Raw genomic sequence first — 11,254 nt, 5'->3', positions numbered from 1 at the left:
TTTTTAAAAAAAATTATTAGAAAAAATTTAACAGTGGAATCCAGTATCAAAAATGAAAAAGAGAGTAAAAAAGATGAAAAAAATAATTTAATAAATATATCATTAACAGTGATAGTTGGAATTTTAGCTGGATATATTGGTTACTTATCTAAAATTCCTGCAGGAGCTTTAAGCTTTTCTATGGTAGGAGTGGGTATTTTTAATATATTTTTTAATAGAGGATATATGCCCATACCCTTGAGACAGTTGATTCAAATGTTTGGAGGGGCTCTAATAGGGATTAAAGTGTCTGTAAAAGATGTATTGGAAATGAGTCAACTTTTACATCTGGTAATTGTTGTAATTATTGGATTTTTAATAATGAATATAGTTATAGGAATGATAGTTTATAGAGTGAGTAATTTTAATATAGCCACCTCTCTTTTTTCAGCAGCTCCAGGAGGAGTTTCAGATATCTCAATAATAGCCAGTGAGATGGGAGCTGATACCCCTAAAGTAGCGATTATTCAGCTGATGAGATTAGTTTCTATAGTGAGTCTTTACCCAATATTGATACAGATTATTGTAAAGTTTATAGATTAAAAAAAGAACTCTTTTCAAAATGAGAAAAGGGTTCTTTTTAAATTTTAAAAATTTTAAAGTAATGGTTTGATTGAATTTTTAAGTTCATCACAATCAGTGAATAAAACACTATGGAAACCTATTTTTTTAGCTTCCTCAATATTAGCGAAGTTATCATCTATAAATAGAGTTTCATCAGGGTCTAAATTATATTTTGAGAGCAATATTGCATATATGAAGTGATCGGGTTTTAAAGTGTTAACTTGATAGGAAATAACGCCCCCATCCCCAATTCTTAAGAAATCATACTTATTGTACATCTTCTCATAGACATCTTTTTGAAAGTTTGAAAGATAGTATATGTTGTATCCATAACTCTTTAAACTTTTTAAAAGATCAACATTGGCTTCAATAGGAACTAGCATCTCATGCCATTTTTCTAAAATTAAGGAAATCTCTTTTTTTAACTCTGGAGCTTTTGTTTTGAAACTCTTTTCAGCCACCTCATAATCGATGGAGCCTCTATCCAACTCTGCCCACTCTTCACTTAAAAAAATTAACTTGTATAACCTTTCTTCAATATTTTTTTCAAATCCTAATCCTTTTAAAAACTCTTGTGGATGAAAATCTAGCAGAACATTACCAATATCAAATACTATATTTTTCATAATGCCTCCTTCAAAAAATAATTTAGGGTTATTATATAAATACCTCATAAAATAGAAAACATCAATAGTAATTTTACAAAAAATCTTTCTCCTTTATAAAAAGTTTTTTAATATTTTTAAGTGATCCAAAAACGATAACTTTATCACCGTTTTTTAAAATCGTGTCTCCATTAACACTTAGTGTTTCATCCCCATCTCTTATAATAGTTAAAATTTGTAAATTGTAGTTAACTCTAATATTGGAGTTTTTTAGTTGTATATTATTAAACTCCTCTGGAAGATTTGTGATGGTCACCTCAGCGATAACTTCAGATTTAAAAATTCCAAGAATCATAATGGGATTGTGTTGGTTTTTAAACATAGCTTTTATACCAATTTTACTGATAAATTTGTCAAAATTATTTTTCACGAAATTTACTTTAAGAAGAGAATACCATATGATAATAAGAACAATAATTGCAGATACAACTTTTAGTATTAATTGAAAGCTGTAACCATCATTTAGTCTCATAAAAAAATTTATTACCATTGAAACAATTGTAACAGAGAAAATATAGCCAAAAAGAATAGTGATAAAAGCTAATTTTCTTCTTTTTCGTGAAGAGGTTACAAGTTCACTTTCAGCAGTTGTAAAACCACAAGTTGTAAGCATAGAGATAACTTGAAATCTTGCAGTTTCCTCAGTGAGACCAGTCAATCTGAAAAGAATAGTAAATATCTCGCAAATTAAAAGATAAGTTAACATTAGGCTAAAAAAGGCTAAAATTGCGAAGTCAGTACTCATAACACCACCTGTAAAAATTTATTTGATATAAAATAATTACTATTAAAAAGATAAAATCCTTTTAATTAAAGAGTAAAAATGTGCTATAATGAAATTAAAAAAATTAGTTAGGAGTCCTGTTATGAAAAAAATATTACTATTTGTAGCAATTTTATCCTTGGTTGGATGCATGAAAAAAGAGGTTAAGTTTGGAGATGAGAATTTAGAGTTAAAAGGAACTAAGTTATATTATAAGGATAAATTATTTACTGGATTTGTAACACAAGAGGTTCCCTTTACAGATAAAGTTATAAAAATAGAATATACAGACGGTGTCATAAAGACTGAAAAATAAAGGATATCCAAAAGGATATCTTTTTTTTTTGAAGGAATAAAGCGAAATTTTTAGAAAAAACAAATAAGTGAAATTTCTGGGAGGATAGTATGGAATTAAAATTTAAATTTTTAGGAAGGTCTTGTTGGTTTATAGAGGTTGATAAAAAGTTTAAAATTGCATCTAATCCATCATTTAATGAGAAAAAAGGAGATAAGATCAATATTGTTGGATCTACAGATGAAGCTTTAAAAAATATTAAACTTTGGCTAATAACAGAGTGTAGTCCAAATAACTTTGATGAAGAGGGAGCTAAAGTAATTGAAGATGATGCTAAAATTATAGCTAGAAAAGAGTGTGGGCAATTTTTAAGAGATAAAAAAAATGCAAACATCTATTTTTTAGACTGGTTTAAGAAAAGAGAGCTAGAGATAAAGGGCTATAGACTTATAGTTGAAGTTATACCAACCTATAGAGGTGGAGGTTTTTTATCAAATCCAATCTTGGGGAAAGCCAATGGATATCTCTTAACTATTGTGGATAGAGAGGGAAAGGCAAAAAGAATATATATAACAGGAGATACCATCTATCAAGAAAATATAATAAAGACTTTAATCTACTACCCTATAAATATTTTGATTGCAAATATTGGTCATATAAAAAATAGTTATTTTACAGGGGAGAAAACAATGGATTTGGTGATGTTAAATAGTTTTATTAGAACATTGAATCCTGAAGAGGTAATAACTATCTTCTCAAAGGGAGAGAGTTCAAGAAAAGAGTTGAAAAAATATATAGAGTTGATAGAGATTGGCGAGGAGAAGGATATATAGGTAGTTTTAAAAATAAAAAGGATGAAGACATAGTGTCTTCATTCCTATTTTTTTTACATAAACATGCTTACTCCAGGTCCAATTGGTAACCCTAAGTAAGTCCATGCGATAAACATAATTGTCCATCCAATTAGGAATACTATTGAATATGGAAGCATCATTGCAATAATAGTTCCAATACCCATAGATCCCTCTTTCTCCTCATATTTAGAAGCAAATCCAACAATAATTGGAAAATATGACATAAGTGGAGATATTATATTAGTAGTTGAATCTCCTATTCTATATGCTAATTGAGTATATTCAGGAGTTAATCCTAACTCAACAAACATAGGAATGAAAACTGGAGAAAGCATTAACCATTTAGATGAAGCTCCACCTATAAATAGGTTAACGAATGCAGTTAAGAATATTAGACCAACTGCAGCCCAGATTCCAGATATTCCTAAATCCTTTAATACATCAGCAAGTTTAACTGCAATAACAATTCCGATATTAGATTTAGAGAAAACATATACGAATTGTGCTGAAACGAAGATAATAACTAGAACTTGACCACAAGAAGCCATAGCTTTTGTCATAGATTTAATAACATCTTTATGCGATTTTACTGTTTTGGCAGCAACTCCATAAGCCAGTCCAGGAATAAAGAACGCTAGCATAAGAATGTAAACGATAGAGTCACTAAAGAAAGGTTTTAAAATCTCCATAGTTCCAGGCTCTCTATTGTTTTCAGCCACAAACTTAGCAATCTCTTCAGGGGTTAATCTGAAAATTGCGTTTTCTGGTAAAACCATAAGTAGAACAAGTATAATGAATGCAATAGTAGCTAATCCAGCAGCTCTTAATCCTTTTTTCTCTTCAGGACTAATTTGATCATTTAAGTTAACATCAGTTTTAGGACCTTTGTACTCCCCTAATCTAGGTTCAACAATTTTATCTGTAATCCATGCTCCGACAGCAGTGATTAAAAAAGTTGATGCGAACATAAAGAAGAAGTTTGCAGTAGGAGTAACAGAGTATCCAGGTAGAACGATCTGTGCAGCAGCAGTAGTTATTCCTCCAAGTAAAGGGTCAGTAGTACCGATTAAAAGGTTGGCAGAGAACCCTCCAGAAACTCCAGCAAAAGCTGCAGCGATACCTGCAAGTGGATGTCTTCCAAAAGATAGGAAAATAACTGCTCCAAGTGGAATAAGTACAACGTATCCAGCATCAGATGCGATATTTGACATAACTCCAGCAAAAACAACTATAGCCGAAACAAGTTGTTTAGGAGTTGATAGAACGATTTTTTTTATGATAGAGTTTAGTAATCCAGTTCCTTCAGCTAATCCAACTCCAAGCATTGCAACAACGATTGATCCCAATGCAGCATGGCCAGTAAAGTTTTTAACTGTTGAACCGAAAATACCTCTAATTCCGCTTCTTGTTAGAAGATTTTGAACATAAGTTGTTTTTTCAATAACCTGTCCAGTCGTTCTTGAGATCTCTTTGTAGTTTACAGAGACACCAGTGTAAGAAAGTATCATAGAAAATATAATAGTTATCACAAAGAAACCAAAGAACATGGCAACTGGATGAGGTAACTTATTTCCTGTAACTTCTACAAAGTTTAAGAATTTCTCAAAAAAGCTCAATTTTTTTGTTGTAGAATTTGTAGACATTTTTTCCTCCCTAATAATAAAGTGAATTGATGGAATAAGTAGAAAAATTGAAAAATATTTTTCACAATTTCCATTTATGAAATATATTGAATCTATTTATGTGGTATAGACTCAACTGATTTTAACATAAATTGTGCTATAAAGCAATACAAAATTCAAAAAAAAGAAATATAAAAACGCATTTAATTAATCATTAAATGCGTTTTATAAACTTATAGTTTTTAAAATAAACAATTTACTTAGAAAAATTACTTGCGTTTTCTCCAGCTATTTTACCAAAAACAGTTATATCAACAACAGCATTTCCACCCAATCTGTTAGAACCATGGATTCCACCAGTGACTTCTCCAGCTGCAAAAAGACCATTTATTGGGGCATTATTAGATAATACTTCAGCATTTTCATTGATTTTAATTCCCCCCATAGTGTGGTGAACAGCTGGAGCTACCTCAACACTGTAAAAAGGTCCCACTGTTAAAGTAGTTGGTAAACTCTGTCTTTTAAATTCAGAATCTTGTCCTGATTTAACACTTTCATTATATCTTGAGAAAGTTTTCTCTAACTCTTCAGATGGGATACCCAATTTTTTAGCTAAATCAGCAATGGTATCTCCCTTAGTCAGATAACCTTTTTTATCGTAACTATCAATAGCTTTTAAACTTTTCTTAACAGTTTCATCAAACATAAGGTATGCACTTTCACCTTTTTGTGCAAGTTCAGCTTTAGAAACAACATCTCTAGTATCTAACTCATTGACAAATCTTTTTCCATCTCTATTTACAAGGATAGCTCCATTACCTCTAACAGCCTCTGTTATCATAACACTATTAGTTGGAATAACTGTTGGGTGAGTTTGAATTTGATCCATATGAATCAGATCAACATTAAGAGGTTTACTCATGATTATTCCATCACCAGTTGCTCCTTTATGATTTGTAGTTCCAAATCCCTTTAAAGATGAAACATTCTCAACAACCATCTCAGAATTTGCTCCAAAACCACCAGTGGCAATAACAACAGCCTTAGAGTTAATAGTATATTTTTGACCATTTGGAGCCTTAACAACTATTCCTCTAACAGCTTCTCCATCATAAATAATTGATTCAGCAAAAGTTGACAATCTAATATCAACTCCAGATTTTTTAGCACTTTCTGAAAGAGCAGCAATAACATTTGGTCCTACTGGAGCTCCACCAGTAGGTCTGTGAGTTCTATCAACACTCTGTCCTCCCATTCTTCCAAGATCAGATAGATCAGCACCTTTTTCCATTAACCAATCCACAATTTTAGCTGAAGAGTTAGCCATTTTAGTAACTAAATTTTTATCATTTGTATTTTTTCCACCCTTCATAGTATCCTCTATAAAGATATTAACGGAGTCTTTAACACCTTTTGCTTCCTGTACAGAAGTTTCAGCAGCGTTAAGTCCACCGGTAGCATAGTTAGTATTACCACCTAAAATAGCGGCTTTTTCAACTAAAATAACATTGGAACCATTGTCTTTAGCAGCGATAGCAGCAGTTAAACCTGCACCTCCACCACCTATAACAACTACGTCAGTAGTGACATCATTATAGACAACAACTTTTTTATCCCTAGGAGTTAATTTAGCACCAGACTCTTTTATAGCTCTATCAATAGCTCTTTTTAAACCCACACTAGTAGAAGTAGCACCAGCTACATTATCCACTTTAACTGATTGAGTTTCAATAATATCTGATATTATTGATTTCATTCCATCTTTTGTGAAACTGCTCTCTTTCTCCTCCAAAACTTCGATATTTTTAATTTCATTATTAGTGATATCCACTTTAACTTTAATATCCCCATTGTATCCTTTAGCAGAAGAGATAAACTCTTTTCCCTGTACTAAAGTTGCTGTTAAAAGCAGAGAAGCTAAAAAACTTATATGCTTTTTGTTAAAAAATTTCATAGATATGTTCCTCCCTCGATTTATGTATGTAATAATACTAATATACAATAGAGATAGTTTAAAATAAAAGTGAATAAAAATCAAGAAAAATATAATAAAAAATGACGGAAAGTACATATTCCGTCATTTGTATTGCTACTATACGATTTTTTTTCCATGATATTCAGTGTTTGGAATTAATCTGTTAACTTCCTCAAAATTTTCATATGTAACTCCACCACAAACTACAATTTTTATCTTATTTTGAGCAATTTTAATAAAATTATTTAGAAGTTTAGCTCCCTCAAAGGCAGTGGTCTTTTTACCTGATGTTAAGATACGATCGACACCGATTTCAGCTAGTTTTAATATATCATCTTCAGGATTATCTACCTCATCAATCGCTTTATGGAAAGTTATACTCATGGGCTTTGAAAGTGCAACAAGTTCTTTTAAAAGAGGGTAATCAATTCTGTTATCCTCTGTTAAAACTCCAAATACAACTCCAAGAACTCCTAACTCCTTACAGATTTTAATATCCTCTTTCATGATCTCTATTTCACTTTGAGAGTAGCAAAAATCTCCTCCTCTAGGTCTAATCATAATAAAAGCTGGAATAGCTAACTCCCTAATTTTTTTAATTGTTCCATAGGATGGAGTAGTTCCACCTTCATACAGGTTCTCACAAAGTTCAATTCTATTAGCTCCTCTTTCAACAGCTAAAAGTGCCTCTTTATATGAACCAACGCAAGCTTCTAAAGTTATAGGGGATTTAATAACCTCAATTGAATCATTAGGTAAAATAGTTCCACCTTTTAAAACTTTAGCAAAAACTCCCTCACGAGGCATAATGCAGTCTCCCACTCTGTGATATATTTTACAATGATGATGACATTGCTTTCCTTTTTGAGTGATTTCAAGAAGGGAATCTCCAATTTTTAAGATACTACCTACAGCGAGATTTTTTAAGTCAACTCCCTGTATAATTAGATTTTCTCCAAAAGCTCCAAAATCAACATCTCCCCCTCTTTCATTAAAATCATTGATTTTTTCCACTTCTAACAGACTTATCTGTCTATGCCAATTACCGCCATGGGCATCTTTTTCAAGTCCAAAATTTTCAATTAGAACCCCTTTATCAACAACACTTTTTTCAGTCCCTTTACTTTCACTGATACAAATTGCAATAACCCTTCCCATACTATCCTCCTATTTTGTTCATACCTTTAGATTCTATATTTTCAACATTTTCACTGTTATCCATATGATGCTCTTTAGGTTTTATATTATATATGGCTTCCTTTATTATAGAGGCAAGCTCCTCTATGGATGTATTATCTTTTAAATATGGCAATAAATCGATACCTTTATCATAGTGCAAACATAGTTTTAAAAATCCATTTGATGTCACTCTAACTCTATTACAACTGTCACAAAATCTGTTGGAAAGAGGGCTAATAAAGCCAATTTCACCTAGAAAACCAGGGACTTTATAATAGGATGCAGGCCCATCAGTAGAGCTATTTGAATTTTTTTCTAAACAATAGTTTTTTTGGATAAAGGACAAAATATCAGAGTTTTTAATTGGAGTAAATTTTTTCCCTTCTCCAATGGGCATAATCTCAATAAAACGCACACCAATATCTAACTCCTTTGTTAAGTTGACAAAATCTAAAATCTCATCATCATTGATACCCTTCATGATGACTACATTTAGTCGAATTTTTTCAAAACCTTTAGAAGCAGCCTTTTTTATAGTTTCAAAAATTTTATTAAAATCTCCACCACGTGTAATCTCCCTATATCTGTGGGGTTTTAAACTGTCCAAACTTATATTGATTCTATTTAGCCCACTCTCTTTAAAAATATCTAAATTTTCTAGAAGTTTAAAACCATTGGTAGTAATAGCTATTTTTTCAATTCCCTGGGTATTGTTTATTTTTTTTAAAATCTTTTGAAAATCTTTTCTTATTAAAGGTTCTCCACCAGTTATTCGAACTTTTTTTATACCTATTAAAGAAAAAGCTTTAACAATTTTTTCTATTTCATCACTACTTAGTAAATCACAATTATTATAAAAATCTGTATTTTTTTCAGGTATACAATACTGACATCTTAAATTACAGTGATCTGTAATGGATAACCTTAAGTAGTTTATCTGCCGTTTACTTTTATCTAACATGGGCTCTCCTTTATATTAAATTGGTTAGAATTTTAATTCTCATAATCTTTTTTAAACTCGATTTTAGCATTAAGAAACTCTTCCATCTCCTGTAAAAGTTGGAAAAGAGTAGCTCTATTTTCAAATTCGGCTCTAGTTTTAGGAAGAGGAAAATTTGAAAAAAGCTCTTTTAAATCTTTATGCTCTTTTATTAATGGAGTAGTTTTTTTATCAACTTCAACATTCTCAGAAACTTTTGATATAAAATCTGCAATAATAAGGCTATATTCATGAGTTATATACAATCTTTTAAAACAAGTTCGCATTCTAGTTAAAATTCTATACTGTCTTCTTCTCATGGAGAAAAAATTTAAGTTTTCATTACACTTGTCAAAAAGAGTATTGTCATAATCGAGTAAAGAGTACTTTCGTCCCTCTTCAATAGTGGCTTTTAAATTTTTAAAGTTTTTATCCTCATTGACAGAGACACAGCTACATTTTAAACTTTCTGAAATATCAAAAAGAATCTGTTTAAGTATAGAATCAACTTTCAATTTAATAGAATCTATAGTTTTTCCATTGGTAGGCATATATAGATTTAAAATATTTCCAATGGACAACCCTAAAATTAAAACATAGAACTCGTTGAGTAAAAAATCTATAGAGATGGATTTTTCACTTAAAATATGTGTTGCTAAAACTGTTGTAACTAGGAATCCTTGAACGATTCTAAACTTAATACACAGAGGCATAAAAAGAAGTATAAAAAGGCCCAGTGTGATATAGTGATATCCTAAAAACGATGACAATAAAATAAAAAGAGACATCCCTAAAATAACAGCAAAAAACCTTTCAACAGTAATTTTAATACTATCACTCTTAGTTGCTTGAATAGAGATAATAGCAATAATACTTGCGGTAAGACCGTATTTTATACCAAAATAATCAGCTAAATAGTAAGCCAAGAATGAAGCCAAAGCTGTTTTTATAACTTTATGATCAAAATATTTAAACATAGTAACTCCTTAATTAAAAATGCTAAATTTGAAATTTTCTGCAATCTCTTCTAGAATGGCAATTCCACCGATAGAGTTACCTTTAAGATCTAGAGCTGGACCAAAGACACCAATTCCCATCTTTCCAGGGATAACTGATAGTATTCCACCTCCAACACCAGACTTGGAAGGGATTCCAACTTTTATAGCAAACTCTCCAGAACCATCATACATACCGCAAGTGACCATAAGTGTTTTAACAATAGTAGCTATATGCTCACTGACAACACGTTGTCCATTATCTAAAACTCCACCTCTAGCTAAAAACAATCCAATTTTTGCTAAATCCATGGCAGTGACTTCAATGGAACACTGTTTAAAATATATATCTAACACCTCTTCGACATCCCCAGTAATTAGACCTTCTCCCTTTAAAAAGTAAGCCATAGAACGATTTTTATTTCCAGTTTCCTTTTCACCATTGTAGATATTTTCGTTGACTTTTAGAGTATTATTTCCAGATATTAATTTAATAAAATTGAGAACTCTTTCAAACTTTTCCTCACTATTTTTTCCCTCTATCATAGAACAAACTTCAATAGCTCCAGCATTAATCATGGGATTGAAAGGTTTTCTCATTCTTCCTGTTTCCAATTTTCGGATAGAGTTAAAAGCATCACCACTCGGTTCCATTCCAACTTTGGAAAAGACATATTTTTCCCCTCTATCAAGTAGGGCCAGCATAAGCGTTAAAGGTTTAGAGATACTTTGAAGAGTAAACTTAATATCAAAATCTCCAGCCATAACTATTTCACCAGATACGTCCATTATACATATACCTAGATGATTTTTATCAGCACTTGATAATCCAGGAATATAGTCAGCAACTTTTCCTAGCTCACAAATATATCTGTTTCTATTAATAACACCTTCTAAAAAACTTTTCATGAATATCCTCCGTAATTCTTCATTTCTTATACTAATTATATATAAAAAAGAGGAAAATATCAAAATAAATAATCAAAGTTATTTAAGTTCTCGATATTTTTTCCTAAATTGTAAAGGAGTGTAAAGAAACTTTCCTTTGAAATTTAAAGAAAATTTACTAGAATTAGAAAAATTTAATTTAGAGGCTATCTCTGTAACAGATAACTCTGTTTCAATAAGTAGAGTAGAAGCATATTCCAATTTTTTAGTTATGATATATTTAGAGGGACAAACTCCAAAGTTCTTTTTAAAAAGTTGAATTAAAGTATTTTTGTTAAATCCAAAAACAGTTTGTAACTGTTGTATAGATAAACTTGGATGTTCTAAGTTATTATTGATAAATCTAGTTATTTTTATGATATTATCCTCTGATAAA

Annotated in this window: 12 protein-coding genes and 1 pseudogene; 3 read left to right on the top strand and 10 right to left on the bottom strand. The window is 30.8% G+C overall.

Annotated features, from left to right (window positions below; genetic code table 11):
- A partial coding sequence (locus ACMOUI_RS04550) for an AbrB family transcriptional regulator (protein WP_418964548.1) occupies positions 1 to 582 on the top strand: 582 nt, incomplete at its 5' end.
- A gap of 53 nt (positions 583 to 635) precedes the next feature.
- Here ACMOUI_RS04550 and ACMOUI_RS04545 read toward each other — a convergent pair.
- Positions 636 to 1,229 (bottom strand): HAD family hydrolase, encoded by a 594-nt coding sequence (locus ACMOUI_RS04545; RefSeq protein WP_418964547.1) that lies wholly within the window; start codon positions 1,227 to 1,229, stop codon positions 636 to 638.
- Between the two features lie 73 nt (positions 1,230 to 1,302).
- Complete coding sequence (locus tag ACMOUI_RS04540; protein ID WP_418964546.1) at positions 1,303 to 2,013, bottom strand: cation:proton antiporter regulatory subunit; 711 nt, start codon at positions 2,011 to 2,013, stop codon at positions 1,303 to 1,305.
- A gap of 121 nt (positions 2,014 to 2,134) precedes the next feature.
- Between ACMOUI_RS04540 and ACMOUI_RS04535 the strand changes: the two genes are divergently transcribed.
- Together ACMOUI_RS04535 and ACMOUI_RS04530 are read left to right on the top strand one after the other, a co-directional pair.
- Positions 2,135 to 2,347 carry a hypothetical protein gene (locus ACMOUI_RS04535; protein WP_418964545.1) on the top strand — a complete coding sequence of 71 codons (213 nt, stop codon included), beginning with the start codon at positions 2,135 to 2,137 and terminating at the stop codon, positions 2,345 to 2,347.
- An 89-nt stretch (positions 2,348 to 2,436) separates the two neighbouring features.
- Complete coding sequence (locus tag ACMOUI_RS04530) at positions 2,437 to 3,159, top strand: MBL fold metallo-hydrolase (RefSeq protein ID WP_418964544.1); 723 nt, start codon at positions 2,437 to 2,439, stop codon at positions 3,157 to 3,159.
- A gap of 53 nt (positions 3,160 to 3,212) precedes the next feature.
- Here ACMOUI_RS04530 and ACMOUI_RS04525 read toward each other — a convergent pair whose 3' ends face one another.
- The 8 genes and pseudogenes from ACMOUI_RS04525 to ACMOUI_RS04490 form a co-directional block, all read right to left on the bottom strand.
- Complete coding sequence (locus ACMOUI_RS04525; RefSeq protein ID WP_418964543.1) at positions 3,213 to 4,823, bottom strand: AbgT family transporter; 1,611 nt, start codon at positions 4,821 to 4,823, stop codon at positions 3,213 to 3,215.
- A gap of 235 nt (positions 4,824 to 5,058) precedes the next feature.
- Positions 5,059 to 6,756, bottom strand: a complete 1,698-nt coding sequence (locus ACMOUI_RS04520; protein ID WP_418964542.1) for a flavocytochrome c — start codon at positions 6,754 to 6,756, stop codon at positions 5,059 to 5,061.
- 138 nt (positions 6,757 to 6,894) lie between these two features.
- Positions 6,895 to 7,500 carry a copper homeostasis protein CutC gene (locus ACMOUI_RS04515; RefSeq protein WP_418964550.1) on the bottom strand — a complete coding sequence of 202 codons (606 nt, stop codon included), beginning with the start codon at positions 7,498 to 7,500 and terminating at the stop codon, positions 6,895 to 6,897.
- Between the two features lie 27 nt (positions 7,501 to 7,527).
- Positions 7,528 to 7,935 (bottom strand): annotated as a pseudogene (locus ACMOUI_RS04510) (MOSC domain-containing protein); the annotation flags it as partial.
- A 1-nt stretch (position 7,936) separates the two neighbouring features.
- The gene (moaA, locus tag ACMOUI_RS04505; RefSeq protein ID WP_418964541.1) at positions 7,937 to 8,917 is read right to left on the bottom strand and encodes a GTP 3',8-cyclase MoaA; all 981 of its coding nucleotides are present in this window, start codon (positions 8,915 to 8,917) and stop codon (positions 7,937 to 7,939) included.
- A 32-nt stretch (positions 8,918 to 8,949) separates the two neighbouring features.
- Positions 8,950 to 9,912 (bottom strand): aromatic acid exporter family protein, encoded by a 963-nt coding sequence (locus tag ACMOUI_RS04500; RefSeq protein ID WP_418964540.1) that lies wholly within the window; start codon positions 9,910 to 9,912, stop codon positions 8,950 to 8,952.
- A 9-nt stretch (positions 9,913 to 9,921) separates the two neighbouring features.
- A complete protein-coding gene (glsA, locus tag ACMOUI_RS04495) occupies positions 9,922 to 10,839 on the bottom strand; it encodes a glutaminase A (RefSeq protein ID WP_418964539.1) in 918 nt (305 codons plus the stop codon).
- Between the two features lie 78 nt (positions 10,840 to 10,917).
- Positions 10,918 to 11,139 (bottom strand): helix-turn-helix domain-containing protein, encoded by a 222-nt coding sequence (locus tag ACMOUI_RS04490; RefSeq protein WP_418964549.1) that lies wholly within the window; start codon positions 11,137 to 11,139, stop codon positions 10,918 to 10,920.
- Positions 11,140 to 11,254: the final 115 nt, after the last annotated feature.

Source organism: Cetobacterium sp. (assembly GCF_048470075.1).
Taxonomy (GTDB): Bacteria; Fusobacteriota; Fusobacteriia; order Fusobacteriales; family Fusobacteriaceae; genus Cetobacterium_A.
Note: the sequence above shows the minus strand (reverse complement) of the source record. Positions and strands in the feature narration are given on the sequence as shown.

Excerpts from the sequence above, each read along its gene's own strand:
- ACMOUI_RS04525 (WP_418964543.1), bottom strand. The coding sequence starts at position 4,823 with ATGTCTACAAATTCTACAACAAAAAAATTGAGCTTTTTTGAGAAATTC.
- moaA (WP_418964541.1), bottom strand. The coding sequence starts at position 8,917 with ATGTTAGATAAAAGTAAACGGCAGATAAACTACTTAAGGTTATCCATT.
- ACMOUI_RS04530 (WP_418964544.1), top strand. The coding sequence starts at position 2,437 with ATGGAATTAAAATTTAAATTTTTAGGAAGGTCTTGTTGGTTTATAGAG.
- ACMOUI_RS04500 (WP_418964540.1), bottom strand. The coding sequence starts at position 9,912 with ATGTTTAAATATTTTGATCATAAAGTTATAAAAACAGCTTTGGCTTCA.
- ACMOUI_RS04535 (WP_418964545.1), top strand. The coding sequence starts at position 2,135 with ATGAAAAAAATATTACTATTTGTAGCAATTTTATCCTTGGTTGGATGC.
- ACMOUI_RS04545 (WP_418964547.1), bottom strand. The coding sequence starts at position 1,229 with ATGAAAAATATAGTATTTGATATTGGTAATGTTCTGCTAGATTTTCAT.
- glsA (WP_418964539.1), bottom strand. The coding sequence starts at position 10,839 with ATGAAAAGTTTTTTAGAAGGTGTTATTAATAGAAACAGATATATTTGT.
- ACMOUI_RS04520 (WP_418964542.1), bottom strand. The coding sequence starts at position 6,756 with ATGAAATTTTTTAACAAAAAGCATATAAGTTTTTTAGCTTCTCTGCTT.
- ACMOUI_RS04540 (WP_418964546.1), bottom strand. The coding sequence starts at position 2,013 with ATGAGTACTGACTTCGCAATTTTAGCCTTTTTTAGCCTAATGTTAACT.